Annotated in this window: 12 protein-coding genes and 17 tRNA genes; 28 read left to right on the top strand and 1 reads right to left on the bottom strand. The window is 50.7% G+C overall.

What is annotated here, in order from left to right; translation table 11 throughout:
• The first annotated feature begins 59 nt into the window (after window positions 1-59).
• The 26 genes from RWO08_RS08280 to RWO08_RS08155 all read left to right on the top strand — a co-directional run bounded on the left by RWO08_RS08280 (window position 60) and on the right by RWO08_RS08155 (window position 12,838).
• A tRNA-Gly gene (locus RWO08_RS08280) sits at window positions 60-131 on the top strand.
• Window positions 132-149: 18 nt separating this feature from the next.
• A tRNA-Leu gene (locus RWO08_RS08275) sits at window positions 150-235 on the top strand.
• Window positions 236-266: 31 nt separating this feature from the next.
• Window positions 267-340, top strand: a tRNA-Arg gene (locus RWO08_RS08270).
• 9 nt (window positions 341-349) lie between these two features.
• Window positions 350-423, top strand: a tRNA-Pro gene (locus tag RWO08_RS08265).
• A 12-nt stretch (window positions 424-435) separates the two neighbouring features.
• Window positions 436-508, top strand: a tRNA-Ala gene (locus RWO08_RS08260).
• Between the two features lie 14 nt (window positions 509-522).
• Window positions 523-596, top strand: a tRNA-Met gene (locus tag RWO08_RS08255).
• A 7-nt stretch (window positions 597-603) separates the two neighbouring features.
• Window positions 604-677: transfer RNA gene (locus RWO08_RS08250), tRNA-Ile, on the top strand.
• A 24-nt stretch (window positions 678-701) separates the two neighbouring features.
• Window positions 702-791 (top strand) — tRNA-Ser (locus tag RWO08_RS08245).
• Between the two features lie 9 nt (window positions 792-800).
• Window positions 801-873, top strand: a tRNA-Met gene (locus RWO08_RS08240).
• A gap of 4 nt (window positions 874-877) precedes the next feature.
• Window positions 878-948 (top strand) — tRNA-Gly (locus RWO08_RS08235).
• 17 nt (window positions 949-965) lie between these two features.
• Window positions 966-1,039, top strand: a tRNA-Ile gene (locus tag RWO08_RS08230).
• A 23-nt stretch (window positions 1,040-1,062) separates the two neighbouring features.
• Window positions 1,063-1,151: transfer RNA gene (locus tag RWO08_RS08225), tRNA-Ser, on the top strand.
• Between the two features lie 25 nt (window positions 1,152-1,176).
• Window positions 1,177-1,248: transfer RNA gene (locus RWO08_RS08220), tRNA-Glu, on the top strand.
• A 12-nt stretch (window positions 1,249-1,260) separates the two neighbouring features.
• Window positions 1,261-1,350 (top strand) — tRNA-Ser (locus tag RWO08_RS08215).
• A 9-nt stretch (window positions 1,351-1,359) separates the two neighbouring features.
• Window positions 1,360-1,432: transfer RNA gene (locus tag RWO08_RS08210), tRNA-Met, on the top strand.
• A 2-nt stretch (window positions 1,433-1,434) separates the two neighbouring features.
• Window positions 1,435-1,510 (top strand) — tRNA-Asp (locus tag RWO08_RS08205).
• Window position 1,511: 1 nt separating this feature from the next.
• Window positions 1,512-1,582, top strand: a tRNA-Gly gene (locus tag RWO08_RS08200).
• A 181-nt stretch (window positions 1,583-1,763) separates the two neighbouring features.
• On the top strand, window positions 1,764-3,512 hold the full coding sequence (locus RWO08_RS08195; RefSeq protein ID WP_314211769.1) for an ABC transporter ATP-binding protein: 1,749 nt from the start codon (window positions 1,764-1,766) through the stop codon (window positions 3,510-3,512).
• Window positions 3,502-5,373 carry an ABC transporter ATP-binding protein gene (locus RWO08_RS08190; protein ID WP_314211768.1) on the top strand — a complete coding sequence of 624 codons (1,872 nt, stop codon included), beginning with the start codon at window positions 3,502-3,504 and terminating at the stop codon, window positions 5,371-5,373. The genes RWO08_RS08195 and RWO08_RS08190 overlap by 11 nt, the downstream gene beginning before the upstream one ends.
• A gap of 1,011 nt (window positions 5,374-6,384) precedes the next feature.
• Window positions 6,385-7,026 carry a GTP pyrophosphokinase family protein gene (locus tag RWO08_RS08185; RefSeq protein ID WP_314211767.1) on the top strand — a complete coding sequence of 214 codons (642 nt, stop codon included), beginning with the start codon at window positions 6,385-6,387 and terminating at the stop codon, window positions 7,024-7,026.
• Window positions 7,007-7,720: a response regulator transcription factor gene (locus tag RWO08_RS08180; RefSeq protein WP_291454418.1), complete on the top strand. Its 714-nt coding sequence runs from the start codon at window positions 7,007-7,009 to the stop codon at window positions 7,718-7,720. The genes RWO08_RS08185 and RWO08_RS08180 overlap by 20 nt, the downstream gene beginning before the upstream one ends.
• A 2-nt stretch (window positions 7,721-7,722) precedes the next feature.
• Window positions 7,723-9,021 (top strand): HAMP domain-containing sensor histidine kinase, encoded by a 1,299-nt coding sequence (locus RWO08_RS08175; protein WP_311466926.1) that lies wholly within the window; start codon window positions 7,723-7,725, stop codon window positions 9,019-9,021.
• Window positions 9,022-9,111: 90 nt separating this feature from the next.
• Window positions 9,112-9,726 (top strand): SAP domain-containing protein, encoded by a 615-nt coding sequence (locus RWO08_RS08170; protein ID WP_399495941.1) that lies wholly within the window; start codon window positions 9,112-9,114, stop codon window positions 9,724-9,726.
• Window positions 9,727-10,009: 283 nt separating this feature from the next.
• Window positions 10,010-10,930, top strand: a complete 921-nt coding sequence (locus tag RWO08_RS08165) for an FAD:protein FMN transferase (RefSeq protein WP_314211771.1) — start codon at window positions 10,010-10,012, stop codon at window positions 10,928-10,930.
• 27 nt (window positions 10,931-10,957) lie between these two features.
• A complete protein-coding gene (locus RWO08_RS08160) occupies window positions 10,958-11,566 on the top strand; it encodes an NADPH-dependent FMN reductase (protein WP_070755753.1) in 609 nt (202 codons plus the stop codon).
• A gap of 27 nt (window positions 11,567-11,593) precedes the next feature.
• Window positions 11,594-12,838: an NAD(P)H-dependent oxidoreductase gene (locus RWO08_RS08155; protein ID WP_306487081.1), complete on the top strand. Its 1,245-nt coding sequence runs from the start codon at window positions 11,594-11,596 to the stop codon at window positions 12,836-12,838.
• 104 nt (window positions 12,839-12,942) lie between these two features.
• On the opposite strand, the gene RWO08_RS08150 is transcribed toward RWO08_RS08155, so the two are convergent.
• Window positions 12,943-13,758 carry an AraC family transcriptional regulator gene (locus RWO08_RS08150; RefSeq protein WP_023392450.1) on the bottom strand — a complete coding sequence of 272 codons (816 nt, stop codon included), beginning with the start codon at window positions 13,756-13,758 and terminating at the stop codon, window positions 12,943-12,945.
• A 227-nt stretch (window positions 13,759-13,985) separates the two neighbouring features.
• Here RWO08_RS08150 and RWO08_RS08145 point away from each other — a divergent pair, with 227 nt between their 5' ends.
• Together RWO08_RS08145 and RWO08_RS08140 are read left to right on the top strand one after the other, a co-directional pair.
• A complete protein-coding gene (locus RWO08_RS08145; RefSeq protein ID WP_314211765.1) occupies window positions 13,986-15,077 on the top strand; it encodes an aldose epimerase family protein in 1,092 nt (363 codons plus the stop codon).
• Between the two features lie 72 nt (window positions 15,078-15,149).
• Complete coding sequence (locus RWO08_RS08140; RefSeq protein ID WP_314211764.1) at window positions 15,150-16,328, top strand: iron-containing alcohol dehydrogenase; 1,179 nt, start codon at window positions 15,150-15,152, stop codon at window positions 16,326-16,328.
• Window positions 16,329-16,626: the final 298 nt, after the last annotated feature.

Below are 16,626 nucleotides of genomic sequence, written 5' to 3'. Positions count from 1 at the left end.
GTAGAGCATCTGATTTGTAATCAGAGGGTCGAGGGTTCAAGTCCTTTAGCCGGCACCACGCGGAAATAGTTCAGAGGTAGAACATCACCTTGCCAAGGTGGGGGTCGCGGGTTCGAATCCCGTTTTCCGCTTAGCCAATAATGGCCCTTGCCGGGGTGGCGGAATTGGCAGACGCACAGGACTTAAAATCCTGCGGGTAGTGATACCCGTACCGGTTCGACCCCGGTCCTCGGCATTCAAGCTTAGGCTTGAAAACAACTGAATAGGCACCCATAGCTCAATTGGATAGAGTACTTGACTACGAATCAAGCGGTTGCAGGTTCGACTCCTGCTGGGTGTATTATATAAACGGGAAGTAGCTCAGCTTGGTAGAGCACTTGGTTTGGGACCAAGGGGTCGCAGGTTCGAATCCTGTCTTCCCGATTATATTATAATGGGGCCTTAGCTCAGCTGGGAGAGCGCCTGCTTTGCACGCAGGAGGTCAGCGGTTCGATCCCGCTAGGCTCCATTTTTTTATATATTGGCGGTGTAGCTCAGCTGGCTAGAGCGTCCGGTTCATACCCGGGAGGTCAGGGGTTCGATCCCCTTCGCCGCTATAGACATGGACCTTTAGCTCAGGTGGTTAGAGCAGGCGGCTCATAACCGCCCGGTCGTAGGTTCGAGTCCTACAAGGTCCATTCTCTTGCCAGTTTGGGCATAATGGAGGATTACCCAAGTCCGGCTGAAGGGAACGGTCTTGAAAACCGTCAGGCGTGTAAAAGCGTGCAAGGGTTCGAATCCCTTATCCTCCTTAATATCATCGCGGGGTGGAGAAGTTGGCATCTCGTCGGGCTCATAACCCGAAGGTCGCAGGTTCGAGTCCTGCCTCCGCAATATTGCGGGTGTAGTTTAGTGGTAAAACCACAGCCTTCCAAGCTGTTGTCGCGAGTTCGATTCTCGTCACCCGCTTAACTTTATATAATGAAGGGCCTATAGCTCAGCTGGTTAGAGCGCACCCCTGATAAGGGTGAGGTCGATGGTTCGAGTCCATTTAGGCCCATTGCAATAAAATATTAGAATGGTGGGGAAGTACTCAAGAGGCTGAAGAGGCGCCCCTGCTAAGGGTGTAGGTCGGGTAAACCGGCGCGAGGGTTCAAATCCCTCCTTCTCCGTTCTTTTTATTGCCTTAACTTAGCTGGTCCGTTGGTCAAGTGGTTAAGACACCGCCCTTTCACGGCGGTAACACGGGTTCGAATCCCGTACGGATCATTATATTATCTCGGAGGATTACCCAAGTCCGGCTGAAGGGAACGGTCTTGAAAACCGTCAGGCGTGTAAAAGCGTGCAAGGGTTCGAATCCCTTATCCTCCTTAATATCATCGCGGGGTGGAGAAGTTGGCATCTCGTCGGGCTCATAACCCGAAGGTCGCAGGTTCGAGTCCTGCCCCCGCAATAGGTTCCGTGGTGTAGGGGTTAACATGCCTGCCTGTCACGCAGGAGATCGCGGGTTCAAATCCCGTCGGGACCGCCATGCGGGTGTAGTTTAGTGGTAAAACTACAGCTTCCCATGCTGTCGTCGCGAGTTCGATTCTCGTCACCCGCTTGCATACTAGAGCAGCTTGAGCTGCTCTTTTTTTTATGGTCTTGCCTCCATTCTTGCACATGAATGGAAGATTCTATATAATAAGTATGTACAATAGTTTGTGATCTCCCTACAGCTAGGCTGTCAGGGGCTTTTCTATTTTAATGAAGGGATACTCGGTATCCGATACTAGGAGGTAGTTATGTTTCAGTCATTGATTGCTGAGATTAAGGAGTACAAGAAACCCTCATTCTTAGCATCCTTTTATATGTTTTTGGAAGTCATTTTCGAGATTTCCATTCCCTTTGTCATGGCCCTGCTCTTAGACAAGGGCGTGCAGATGGGGGATATGCAGCAGGTGGCCCTTTATGGTGGCATCATGTTGGTCTGTGCTTTTTTATCCCTCTTCTGTGGTATGCAGTCTGCTCGCTATGGGGCTTTTGCTTCGGCTGGCTTCGCCAAGAACTTGCGTAAGGCCCTCTTCACCAAGGTTCAGTCCTTCTCCTTCGAGAATATTGACCGTTTCTCTTCTGGGGGGCTGGTTACCCGTATGATGACCGACGTGACCAACGTTCAGAACTCCTATCAAATGATTATCCGGGTGGGCGTGCGGGCACCGCTTAACTTGATTTTTGCCATCTGGGCGACCTTCCTCATTAACGGCCAGATGGCCATGATTTTTGTCTGGGTAGCCCTATTCTTAGGGAGTGTACTAGCCCTCATTCTTAAGATTGTCTATCCACTTTTCACTGAGGTCTTCAAGGCTTACGATAATCTCAATAGTAGTATTCAAGAGAACATCACCAATATGCGGGTGGTTAAGTCCTATGTTAAGGAAGCCCAGGAGACTACTAAGTTTCAAACTGCTTCTGGCAGAATTTACCGCATGTTCATGAAGGCTATTAATGTCAGCGTCTTAAGCACGCCAGCTATGATGCTGTCTATGTATGCTTCCTTCCTTATGATTTCTTGGATGGGGGCCCATCTCATTGTGGTCGGAAACATGACAACCGGGGAATTAACTTCTATGTTCTCTTACACCATGACCATTCTCATGTCCCTTATGATGCTCATGATGATTTTCGTCATGCTAGTCCTATCCATCGCCTCCGTTGAACGGATTAATGAAGTCCTCAAGACCCAGTCTACCATTGTCTCGCCTGAAAATGGCTTGACTCAAGTGGCTGATGGCAGTATTGAATTCCAAGAGGTCAGCTTTGCCTATACGGATGAAAATGGTGACAAGGCCCATGTTTTAGAAGGCATCAACCTCAGCATTCAGTCTGGTGAGGTTATCGGGATTCTAGGCGGGACCGGGTCTGGTAAATCCAGCCTGGTTCAACTCATTCCGCGTCTCTACGATGCGGAAGCCGGTGCTGTCAAGGTTGGGGGACAGGATGTCCGCGACTACAACCTTGATAGCCTGCGGCGCCAAGTGGCCATGGTCCTGCAGACCAATGTGCTCTTTTCCGGGACTATTAAGGAAAATATGCGCTGGGGTAAGAAGGATGCCACTGACGCCGAAATCGAAGCAGCCTGCAAGCTGGCTCAGGCCCACGAATTTATCTCCGAGTTCAAGGATGGTTACGACACCATGATTGAACGTGGCGGGGCTAACGTGTCTGGTGGTCAGCGCCAACGGCTCTGTATTGCCCGCGCCTTGCTCATGAATCCTAAGATTCTGATTCTGGATGACTCCACCTCGGCCGTGGATACCAAGACCGACAGTCTGATTCGTCAGGGCTTGGCTACTAGTCTTAAGGAGACCACCAAGCTCATTATCGGTCAGCGGATTTCATCTATTCAAGAGGCCGACCGCATTGTGGTCTTGAATGACGGCAAAATCGATGCCATTGGCAATCATGAGCAGCTGCTAGCAAGCAACGCTATCTATCAAGAAGTCTATCAAATGCAAACCCAAGGAAAGGAGGCGGCCTCAGATGGAGAATAAGAAAAGACGTGGCGATTGGACTTCCATTGTCCGACTCCTCAAATTCATGTGGCAGGACTACAAGTGGGTCCTCCTAGTCTCCGCTGTCCTGATTGTTATATCAGCCCTAGTGACCGTTAACTTGACCAGTTCTATCCGCTCCTTGGTTGACAATTTCATCCAGCCTATGTTGCAGACGGGCTCTAGTGACTTTGGGCCTCTGCGTGACTTCTTGTTGGGCTTAGCCCTCTTCTGTTTAGTTGGGGTCATGGCCAACTACGGCTTCTCCATTATGATGGCTACCATCTCTCAGGATGCCTTGCGTTCCCTACGTAATCAACTCTTTGAGCGCATGCAGAAGCTACCAGTTAAGTATTTTGACACCCATCCTCATGGGGATATTATGTCTATTTATACCAACGATATCGACGCGCTGCGTCAGGCTATCGAGCAGTCAATTCCCCAGCTCTTCTCGTCTGCTATCACCATGATCGGGGTCACGATCTCCATGTTGGTAGTCAGTCCCTTGCTCTTCTTAGTGGTGGCGGTCATGTTGGCCATTATGGTCTGGGTCATCAAGACCGTTTCCAGCAAGTCTGGTCGCTATTTTGGCGAGCAACAGAAGAATTTAGGGATTGAGAATGGCTTTATTGAAGAAATGATGTCTGGGCAGAAGGTCATCAAGGCCTTTGTCCATGAAGCAGCCAGCATTGAAGCCTTCGACCAAATTAACGAGCAACTCTTCCAATCTTCCTACCTGGCCAACCGCTTCTCTAACGTCCTTATGCCAATCTTAGGGAACTTGGGTAACGTCTCCTTCGTCCTGACTTCCATTGCCGGGGGCTTTATGGCCCTGAATGGCGTAGGCGGCCTGACCATTGGGGGCCTTATGTCCTTCCTGCAACTCAACCGTTCCTTTATCGGGCCGATTTCCCAGGTCTCTCAACAGCTTAACTTTGTCCTCATGGCATCGGCTGGGGCAGACCGCATCTTCAATTTGCTAGATGAGGAGCCTGAAGTCAACCAAGGGAAGGTAAGCCTGGTTAATGTAGAAGAAGTCGACGGTAAGCTAGTTGTCACTGATCAGAAGACTAACCGCTGGGCTTGGAAACATCCGCGTCCACAAGGCCAATACGAGTTGGCGCCTTTGGTAGGGAATGTGGTCTTCAACAATGTAGACTTCTCTTATGATGGCAAGAAGCAGATCTTGCATGACATCCAGCTCTACGCTGATAAGGGTCAGAAGGTGGCCTTCGTCGGGGCAACTGGGGCCGGTAAGACCACCATTACTAACTTGATTAATCGCTTTTACGATATCCAGTCAGGCTCTATTACCTATGACGGTGTCGACGTCAAGCTGATTGACAAGGACTCCCTGCGTAAGTCTCTGGGCATCGTCTTGCAGGATACCCACCTCTTTACCGGGACCATTGCGGAAAATATCGCTTACGGCCGAGAAGACGCCAGTCGCGAGGAGATTCTGGAGGCGGCTCGCATCGCCAACGTCGATTCCTTCGTCAAGCACCTGGATCAGGGCTATGAAACCATGCTGACGGACGACGGGGCCGGCCTCTCCAACGGCCAACGCCAGCTGATTGCCATTGCCCGTGCGGCCTTGGCTGACGCGCCCGTCCTCATTCTGGACGAGGCCACCTCATCCATCGACTCGCGGACCGAAAAAATGGTGCAAGAAGGCCTGGACCGTCTCATGGCCGGCCGCACCGTCTTCGTAATCGCCCATCGTCTGTCTACCATCGTCAACTCTGACGTCATCATGGTCATGGACCACGGCCGCATTATCGAACGCGGCAACCACGCCTCTCTCATGGCCGAGCGAGGCACTTACTACCGCCTCTACACCGGCGGCCTAGAAATCGACTAAAGTAAAGTCAGTAAGCAGGGAAGTAGCTTCCCTGCTTTTTTGTGTGGAAATGGGTTGGGGAACTTAGAAATAGAGCCAAACCGAGGAGAAGGCTGTGAGCTAGTGGTCCACTTTGTCGAGTGGACCACTAGCTAGGCCGGAAGCCTGGTAAAAGGGTCCAAAACGGGGAGAAAGCTGAGAGCCAGTGGCCCACTTTGTCGAGTGGACCACTAGCTGGGCCGGAAACCCAGGAAAAGGGCTCAAACCGGGGTGGAAGCCGCGAGCTAGTGGCCCACTTTGAAGAGTGGACCACTAGCTGGGTCGGAAATAGGGCAAAAGGGCCCAAACTGGGGTAGAAGCCGCGAGCTAGTGGCCCACTTTTGAGAGTGGACCACTAGCTGGGCCGGAAACCTGGTAAAAGGGTGCAAACTGAGGAGAAAGTTGTGAGCTAGTGGCCCACTTTTGAGAGTGGACCACTGGCTGGGCCGGAAACCCAGAAAAAGGGCTCAAACCGGGGAGAAAGCTGAGAGCCAGTGGACCACTTTGGAGAGTGGACCACTAGCTGGGTCGGAAAGCAAGGAAAAGGGCTCAAACCGGGGTAGAAGCCGTGAGCCAGTGGACCACTTTGAAGAGTGGACCACTAGCTAGGTCGGAAACCCAGGAAAAGGCGCCAAACCGGCCCGTAAGTTAGGTGTCTGTGTGCCAGTCCATGGATTGGTGGAACAATGGACTGGCAGGGCAAGCTTGCAGGGAAAAGAGATGTATAGTGGTGATTTTCCCGGTGCCAGTCCATGGATAGGCAGAAAGATGGACTGGCTGGGATCAGCTAGGAGTCAAAATCAGGCAAGCTCGTCGGCTAATCTAGCCCAAGCTCATTAGCAGAAAATTGCTAGCTACTAGCAAGTTCCTCCGGCTAGCCTAAGCACGATTTATCTTAAGATGTAAATTTCTTAGAAGAAAATGTGTTGTAAACCACAAAAGGCGGGTGAGATGTTATAATAGGGGCAAGAAGCTTTGCGAGGAGGTGACGGCATGTCACATGAGGAAATATACGGCGAATACGGGGCCTACCTAGCGCCTATTATGCAAGACTTGATTAACAAACTGGAAGACTATAATAAGGAGAACAAGGCCGCCACGGGTTTCAAGCTCTATGAGCATCTGATTTACCGGGTCAAGGCTGAGGACTCGATGCGAGACAAGTGCCAGCGCAAAGGCCTAGAACAGACGTCGCAGTCAGCCCTTAAGGTTATTCGCGATGCTATTGGCGTCCGAATTGTCACGGGCTTTGTCGAAGATATTTATAACCTAGTCGACCGCCTGCGTCAGGAAGCCGGCTATGAGGTAGTGGAGGAGAAGGACTATATCAGCCAAGTTAAGCCCAATGGTTACCGCTCCTACCATGTCATTTTAGAGGTAGAGACCGACTATCCGGATTGTCAGGGGCAGACGCCGGGTCGTTATTATATCGAGGTTCAGCTCAGAACCATCGCCATGGATTCCTGGGCTAGCCTAGAGCATCAGATGAAGTACAAACATGATATTGCCAATCCGGAGCGCATCAGTCGCGAGCTCAAACGCTGCGCCGACGAGCTGGCCTCCTGTGATTTGACCATGCAGACCATTCGACACTTAATCCAAGGGGGTGAGGTCCATGCGGATCCTGCTAGCTGAAGATGAACAACAATTGGCCCGGGTCGTGATGACGGCCTTAGCCCATGAAGGTTATCAGGTAGACTGGGCCAAGGACGGCCAGCAAGCGGTCCAACTGGCCCAGCAGACGGTCTATGACCTCATGATTCTGGACATTATGATGCCAGTCAAGGACGGCATTGAAGCCCTCAAGGAAATTCGGGCCAGTGGCCACACCAATCACGTCATTATGCTGACGGCCATGGCCGAAGTCGACGACCGGGTGACCGGCCTGGATGCCGGAGCCGACGACTATCTGACCAAGCCATTTTCACTCAAAGAACTCCTGGCCCGCCTGCGGTCTATGTCCCGCCGGGTGGACCACTATGAGGCGCCACAACTGGCCCTAGGCAACACCCAACTCAAGCTAGAAGAAATGGAAGTGTCAGCCAACAACGCCATTCGTCTGGCCGGCAAGGAAGCCAAGCTCCTAGCCCTGCTCATGAAGAATCCAGGCAAGGCCCTGTCCCAGACCTATATCTATGACCATGTCTGGGCTGGTGAGCCGGGCCCAGCCGACTATGAACTAGTCAATGTCTACTTGGCCTACTTGGTCCAAAAGCTACTCAGCATCCGCTCCAATCTCCAGATTGTGGGTCAGCCAAGTGGTCCCTACCAGTTGCTAGTGGAAGCCGCGCCGACTGAGCCTAGCCAGAGCCTGGAAGGGGGCGACTAGCCATGTTCCGCAAGCTACGTTTCCAATTTATCGCCATTACGACTCTGGCTATTACCCTCATCCTCATGACCCTAGTCGGCGTCATTAACACGGTCCGCTACCTGCAGACCGAGCACGATATTCAGGCCGTGCTAGACTTGTTGACGGAAAATAACGGTACCATCCCCGACACCAATGAGAACCGCCAGACCTTTGACCGCCAGTTTGTCAGCCAGGGGACCCTCTATAACTTTAACTACTTTAGCGCCCGCATCAAGGCCAACGAGGCCATCATCAACCCGGGCACGGCCAACCACCTGACCTCGGAACAAATTCAAGGCTTTGTGGATCAGTCGGGCCTGCAATCCTTCCGTGATCGGGGTTACCTGGAAGAAGATGGGCGCTACTTCTCCTATCGCATTAGTCCCGTCTCCGAGACGGAACGCCTAGTCGTCTTCTTCGAGACCACTCAGGCCTTCCGCGACCGTTGGGCCCTCTTGGTCCTCTCTATCCAAATCGCAGCCATCAGCTGGCTGGCCTTTGTGGTGGTGGTGACCATCTTCTCAGGCCTGGCCATCCGGCCCTTTGTCCGCAATTACGACAAGCAACGCTCCTTCATTACCAATGCCGGGCATGAGCTCAAGACGCCGCTGGCGGTCATTGCAGCCAATAATGAACTGCAGGAGCTCTTAACCGGCGAGACGGAGTGGACCCAGAGCACCAAGGATCAGGTCGACCGCTTAGATCATTTGATCGCTAAATTAATCCGCCTGGCTCGGCTAGAAGAACGCAAGGACCAGGCGCCTGTTACGGTAGACTTTAGCCAACTGGTCCAGCGGGTCTCACACAACATGTCGGCCCTCTGGGAGCAAGAAGGCCTGCATTACGAGGCCGACATTCAAGAAGGCATCAGCCTGCAAGGGGTGCCTGACGACCTCTATGAGTTGGTCAGCATCCTCCTGGACAATGCCCGCAAGTACTGCGACCCTCAGGGCACTGTGCGACTGCAGTTGGCCAATTACAAGCCTTGGCTTAGAAAGGGGCGGGCTGTCTTGACAGTCTCCAACGATTATGCCGCCGGCCAGGGTCAGGACTACCGACTCTTCTTCGACCGCTTCTATCGGTCCGACCAGTCCCGCACCCGCCAAGTAGTTAGCCAAGAGGGGGCTGAGTTAGACTCGACGCCAGTAGGTGGGGGCACCAGTTCCACCCAAGGCTACGGCATCGGCCTGTCCATGGCCCAAAACATTGTCAGCCTGCACCGGGGCAAGATTAGCGTCCACTACAAGGATGGGGTCATCCGCTTTGTGGTCAGCCTCTAAAGCTCATGCTGCAAGCCTTTGCCTAAAGTCAGTCAAAGGCCATGCTGTTGAGTCGAAAAAGCAAATAAGTGTTGAGGAGCTAACAAATTGATGGAAACTAGACCTGACTTTGATAAAATTACATCCTTTGACCAGTTTAATAAATACTATTGGTACCGTGAGGAAATTTCACAGATATGCAAGTCTTTAGGATTAGAATATAGAGGAACCAAACAAGAACTCAATCACATTATTGAAGCCTACTTCAAAGACAATTTAATTAAGAAATCGCCAAGAAAAAAGGTCAAGAAGCAAGTTGAAAATATTAGCTTAGATAGCCCCTTACTTGAATGTGGTTTTTCCTTTAATGCCAAATTCAGAGAATATTTCGCTGCTGTAACGGGGATCTCGCCCTTTAAATTTACTGCTGATATGGCGACTGCCTGGCGGAAAGTAAAAAGCGAACAGGATGGCAAGTTTACAATTCGAGACTTGCTGAAGGTCTATTACGGCCAATCAGATTATGCCAAGTATGATCATGCTGTTTGCCAATGGAATCAATTCTTAAAGGATTTTTGTGCCGATAAACATAGTGGCCACTACTCAAATAAATTGAAAGTAGCGGCCATTCTCTGGAAAGAAGTCAGAGATTCTGACAAGGAAAAACGCTATTCAGAGAATCTCTTAAGGGACTATGAAGATAAGATAAAAGACTATCGCCAGTAGGCAAGGCCCAACTTATTAAATCTAAGATAGAACAGTAAACCGAATAAGGTTTACTGTTTTGCTTTGCCTAAAAGACTTAAGGAAGAAGCCACCATAAATTTTGCCCGAAGGCTGCTTGACAGGCAGGCACCCGCCCAATCTCGTCAATAGGCTGACCGTCAGCTTTTCCTCATCTTAGCCCCATGCCTGGCCCTCAGGATTGATTCTAGAATAACTTGTGAAAACGCTATAGAGGTGTTATAATAGGGGTGGATGTTTGTATAACACGGAGGGGAGTGGTGAATTGCCTTATATCAAACGTGTCATTCATTTGATGGGTGCGACAATCGCCATTTCACTGGCAGACTCGGAAGATCCGAGCCTCCTCGATGCGGTGGAAGAACGTCTACATACCTATAATATGCGCTTTAGTGCCAATGATGCGCGCTCGGAGCTCATGCAGGTCAACCTGCAAGCAGGCTTGGCCCCGGTGACCGTCCATCCCGAGCTCTTCGAGCTCATTCAACTGGGACGGACCCACAGCCTAGCCCCTGGTAGCCATCTCAATATCGCCATAGGGCCCTTGGTCCAAATCTGGCGGATTGGCTTTAAAGATGCCCGCGTCCCAAGCCCACAGGAAATTCAAGTGGCCTTGGCTCTCACGGACCCAGCCAATATCCTCATGGATGAGGACAAGTTGGCAGTCCAGCTGGCCTTGCCCGGCATGAAGCTAGACCTTGGCGCCCTAGCCAAAGGTTATATTGCGGACCGTCTTAAGGATTTCTTGTTAGCGCAGGGTGTCCAATCAGCCTTGATTGACTTAGGCGGTAATATTCTGACCATTGGCCAGAATCAAGACCGGCAGCAAGCTTGGCAAATTGGTATTCAGAATCCCTTGGCGGCACGGGGCCAACACCTCATGGTCCTACCTATTGTGGACCAATCGGTGGTGACCTCAGGCATCTATGAGCGGACCCTATCGCGCGGAGGTCAGACCTACCACCACATACTGGATCGCCAGACGGGTTATCCTATGACTAGCCCCATTGCCAGCCTGACCATTATTGCCCAGCATTCCGTCGATTGCGAAATCTGGACAACCCGCCTCTTCGGCGACATGCCAGCGGATATCCTGGCCCAGGTCGAGGCTCAAACCGGTCTAGAGGCTGTCTTAGTCACCCAAGACCAACACATCTACCATACTTCCGGTCTCAAGCGAGACTGAACATTCTAAGTATAGAGAGGAACACTTATGACAAAATTTATTGCACTTGTTGGGACTAACTTCCAACGTTCCACTAACCGTCGTTTGCTTCAATACATGCAGAAGCATTTTGCTGATAAGGCAGAAATCGAACTCGTTGAGATTCAAGATATCCCACTCTTCAACAAACCAGCTGATAAGCAAGTTCCAGAAATCGTTAAGGAAATTGCCGCTAAAATTGACGCAGCTGATGGGGTTATTATCGGGACACCTGAATACGACCACGCCATTCCAGCGGTCTTAATGAGCGCCTTAGCTTGGCTGTCTTATGGGATTTACCCACTCTTGAATAAACCAGTTATGATTACTGGGGCTTCTTACGGGACCTTAGGTTCTTCACGGGCTCAATTACAATTACGCCAAATCCTGGACTCCCCAGAATTGAAGGCTAACGTCATGCCTGGTTCAGAATTCCTCTTGTCACACTCCTTACAGGCCTTTGACAAGAAGGGCAACCTAATTGACCTAGACACCATTAAGAAATTAGACGCCATCTTCGATGATTTCCGTTTATTCGTTAAGATTACGCAAAAGCTAAAAAGCGCGCAAGATCTGCTCCACAAAGAAGCGGAAAACTTTGACTGGGAAAACCTATAACATACGTGACGAGAAGGGAAGAAAACTATGAAATTTGTCGGACTTGTTGGTTCAAACGCTGAACAATCCTATAACCGTAAATTATTAGAGTTTATCCGCCGGGAATTCAAACTCAAATTCGAATTAGAAGTGTTGGAAATTGATGAAGTACCGCTCTTCAATCAAGAAAGCAAATGGGACGATAGCTTCCAGCTTCGCTTGCTTTACAACAAAATCACACGTGCGGATGGGGTCATCATCGCAACCCCAGAACACAACCACACCATTACCGCAGCTTTGAAGAATGTCTTGGAATGGTTGTCTTATGAAGTACACCCATTTGAAAGCAAACCTGTCATGATCGTAGGGGCTTCCTACCATGACCAAGGGACTTCACGTGCTCAAGTTCACCTACGCAAGATCTTGGACGCACCAGGGGTTAACGCTTATACCTTACCAGGGAATGAATTCCTATTAGGTAAAGCCAAAGAAGCCTTCGACTTGAACGGTAACATCACCAACGAAGGCACGGTTAAGTTCTTAGGCTCCTGCTTGGATAACTTCGTTAAGTATGTGGAGGTTGTTTCTAAATTGAAGAAACCAAAACCAATCGAACCTGAAGACTTAGATGTAACTAACCCAATCGCGACTACCATCCAAGGGGTGGATCCAGATGATCCAGAATGGGTAGAAAAAGCAGCTGAGCTTGTAGGGGCAGTTTCTGGCGATACTTACGTCAAGTTAGACCACGGGATTCTGACCGTTAACCAAATCGACATGTTCCTTAAGGCCATGCCTTTCGAGTTGACTTATGCCGATGATAACAACCAATTCCTCTACTATAACAACGCTCACCAAGATCCTAACACCATGTTCGCTAAACGCGTTCCATCTCAATCAGGTAGCCGTTTATCAACCGTTCACAACTCCTTGCCTGCTGCGCGGATGAAGAACGTTGAGTGGGTAGTTGGGGTTCTCCGTAACGGGGACCAAGAATACGTACGGACTATCGTACCGGGTTCACCTGAAGGGGTTATTAACACCCACAACTACCAAGCTATGTACTATCCAGATGGGTCTTACGCTGGGATCAACGAGATTGTCTTCAACTTCCAACCATGGTTAGACTGGTACTTAAAATCAACTGGTCAACGCCTCGTTGGCGGTAACGGCAGTGTGGCCCCTGGCCCACACGGTGGCGGCCATGCCGATGCGACTTCTGGTGCTTCTGATGCGCCAGACAGCCACGGTGGCGGCGGACAAGCTGACGCTACTTCTGGCGCCAGCAACTAATTAAGCCTAGGCAAAGGGCGCCCGACTTAGTCGGGCGCTCTTCTTGTATTTGTGGCATAAAAAAATCCCTGCCGCAGCAGGGATAAAAGTCAAAATGAGTAGCCTTATAATGGCACCGTGTTAGCTGAGTAGCGTTTGCGGTATTGGGAAGGCGTACAGTGGTTGTTCTCCTTGAAGGTCTTGGAGAAGTGAGAAGGTGAGTGGAAGCCAACCCGGTCTGAGATATCAGAGACGGTAATGTTAGACTTAGCCAATAGCTTCTCTGCTTCTTCTAAGCGAACGTGAATCAGGTAGTCAATTGGTGACAAGCCAGTTTGTTGCTTGAAGAGACGAATGAGGTAGTATTTATTGATATCCACCAAGTCAGACAACTCTTCCAAGGTAATCTTCTTAGAGTAGTTCTTGCGGATATAATTTTGGAGCACGTCAATCTCATTATGCTTAGCTTGGAGGCTGGCGTCCTTGATTGATAATTCGTTGTGACGTAAGAGATGAATCATCACACACTCAATCAACTTTTTCATGATGAGGTCGGAACCGCGGAAACGGTTGGACTCTTCAATCAGAGCCAAGTCCAAGTAGTACTTGAGAGTTGGGTTAGGATGGGATGCCACAAATAATTGTGAGCTAGAGTTGGCTTCCTGAGAGGAAGTGAAGACAACGCCGGATAGGGCAATGCAGATCCAGTCAATCTTCCGAATTGGATCAAGGGTAATGGTGGTGCCTGGGTTCAGGATAATGACATCACGCTTCTTAATCTCGTGTTGTTCATATTCTGAGTGACAAATACCCGCGCCTTTGTTAACATAGAAAATTAATAAATCTTCTGATGCTATTTTGTGATGCTCGTTGGCAGGTAATTGCTGAGTTGTAATCGAAGTTAGCTTGACTGATGCAGAATTTACATTCGAAATATACATAAAAAGCAATCTCCTTTCTGTTTTTGAGCGAACGTGCAATGTTCTACTATAATAATACACCATTTAAATTAAAAATGGAACCCGTACCATTGAGTTTCCCATTAAATTTTAATTAAACTTCTCCAAAATATTGGTTAGCAGGCCAAGTTCCATGATTTTTGCTGTTGTCTCATGGTGCTAAAAAGTGGTATAGTTATATTGTAAACGGTTTAACGGAGGAATTCAAGATGTATGTAAAGGAAATATCAAAAAATTTTACAGATAAAAAAGTCACGGAAATTCTGGTAGAAAATAAGCAGGGCTTACGGGCAAGCTTCTGCACCCTGGGTGCCCGCATTAGTGATTTATCAATTCCTGGCAAAAATGGTCGAGAATCCTTGATCCTCAGTTTAAGTGATTTAGACCAAGAAGCCCGCTACCATACCTATTATGGGGCCACAGTGGGCCGGGTAGCCGGCCGGATTGGGCCTGAGCCTTTGAGTCTAGGGCAGCAAGCCTTGGCCTTGACGCCTAACGAAGGATCCACCCATTTGCATGGAGGACCAGAAGGTTTGGATCTGGCTAACTGGGACTATGAAATTGAAGAGGGGGCGGATCAAGTCTCGGTCATCTTCAGCCTAGTGGACCCAGCCGGCCACAATGGCTATCCAGGTAACTTGTCAGCCCGGGTCATCCATAGCCTGGACCAGGACAATTGCTGGACCGTTCGCTATGAGGCTAGCATCGATGCGCCTAGCTATTGGAACCCGACCAACCATGTTTACTTCAACCTCAACGGCAATGCTCAAGCGCCCATCACTAACCATATCTTACAAGTTGAGGCCAGCCACATGATTCCGCTGACCCCAGCCGGCCTGCCCCTAGGGGGGACTTGGGCCTTGGATCAGCATCCAGGCTTGGACTTGCGTTTAGCGAACCAGACCCTAGGCCAGGTCATTGACCGCCACACCCAGGAAGAGCAGTTGGCCATCCGAGGCAAGGGGCTAGACCATGCCTATGTCTTAGATGCCCCGGTGCCAGTCGGCCAGGCTCACGCCTTGGGCCATGGCCAGGAAGACGCCCCTCAGGGCACTTTAATCGAACCGGCTAGCGGTCGCCAGGTCAAGGTTTGGACCGACCGGCCATGCGCGGTCATCTATACCCATAACCACCAACTGCCAGGCTTTATCCTAGGTGGCAAGGAGCAGGTGCCTTATATCGGTGTCAGCTTCGAAACCCAGGTGGCGCCTGACGCCCCTCACCATCCCGATATGGGCTCGATTGTCCTGACGCCAGACCAGGCCGCCCTGAGCGAGACTTGCTTCAAATTGACTTGGTAGGCAAACTGAGCTTGCCAGCCTAGCTTCCTTATTTACATTCCCCCTAGCTTTACCATAGAAAGGAAGAAATTTATGGATAACTTTATTTACGACATTCCGACCAAGCTCTACTTCGGCCGGGGCCAAATCGCCCATCTGCCGGAACTAGTCAAGGCCAAGGGCCGGCGCGTTCTCCTAGTCTACGGTGGGGGCTCTATTAAGAAGATAGGCCTCTATGATAGGATTTTGGATCTTTTGTCTGACTGCCAAATTGTGGAACTAGCTGGCGTAGAACCTAATCCCCGCATTGAGTCCGTTCGTCAGGGGGCAGCCCTCTGTAAGGAGCACGACATTGACGTCATCCTGGCCGTAGGGGGTGGCTCTACCATTGACTGCTCCAAGGTTATTGCGGCGGCAGCTTGCTATGACGGGGATGCCTGGGAACTAGTGCTAGATCCAAGCAAGATTAGCCAAGCCCTGCCTTTGATTGATGTCTTGACCCTGTCAGCGACCGGGACCGAGATGAATACGGGGGCGGTCATTACGAATTTCGAGACAGATGATAAGAAGGGGACCGGCGCCTATGTCCTCTATCCTTACGCTTCGATTTGCGACCCGTCCTACACCTTCACGGTCTCAGCCTATCAGACGGCCGCCGGGACCGCCGATATTATGTCCCATACCTTCGAGAATTATTTCCAACATCAAGAAGCCTTCATCCAAGAACGCCTAGCCGAGGCCATTCTGTCTTGCTGCATCCGTTATCTGCCGGTCGCGCTGGCTAACCCTGATGACTACGAGGCCCGGGCCAACCTTATGTGGGCTTCCACCATGGCTCTCAACGGCCTGACCTCCAAAGGCCGGGCCGGTGCCTGGACCTGCCACGCGATTGAACATCTGCTGTCGGCCTACTATGACATTACCCACGCAGTCGGCCTAGCTATTCTGACCCCGCGTTGGATGGCCTATGTCCTCAATGACCAGACAGTGGACCGCTTCGCCCACTATGCCCGCACCGTCTGGCTAGTACCCGAGCAGGCCGATAAATACCAAATGGCTAAGGCCGGCATCGAAGCTACCTATCAGTTCTTCGAAGACCTGGCCCACCTGCCTATGACCCTGCCAGAAGTCGGCATCGATGACGCCAAATTCGATGTCATCTCAGAACGCGTGGCGCCCCGCCTGACGGCTAGCTATGTGCCACTCGCAGCGAAAGATGTACGCGCCATTCTAGAAGACTGCCTGACACCTGGTGTGACCTATCGGAGCTAAGAGCAAGTGACTCGTTTGGCGCCAGTGGTCCACTCGGCCGAGTGGACCACTGGCTGGGCCAAGAAGTGCCGAAAAGCTACTAAAAAGGCAGAAAAGTAAGGAGCCAGTGGTCCACTCCGTCGAGTGGACCACTGGCTAGGCCAAGAAGTGCCGAAAAGCTACTAAAAAGGTAGAAAAGTAGGGAGCTAGTGGTCCACTTTGTTGAGTGGACCACTGGCTAGGCCAAGAAGTGCCGAAAAGCTACTAAAAAGGTAGAAAAGTAAGGAGCTAGTGGTCCACTCCGTCGAGTGGACCACTG

The organism is uncultured Abiotrophia sp. (genome assembly GCF_963520105.1).
Lineage (GTDB): Bacteria > Bacillota > Bacilli > Lactobacillales > Aerococcaceae > Abiotrophia.
Note: the sequence above shows the minus strand (reverse complement) of the source record. Positions and strands in the feature narration are given on the sequence as shown.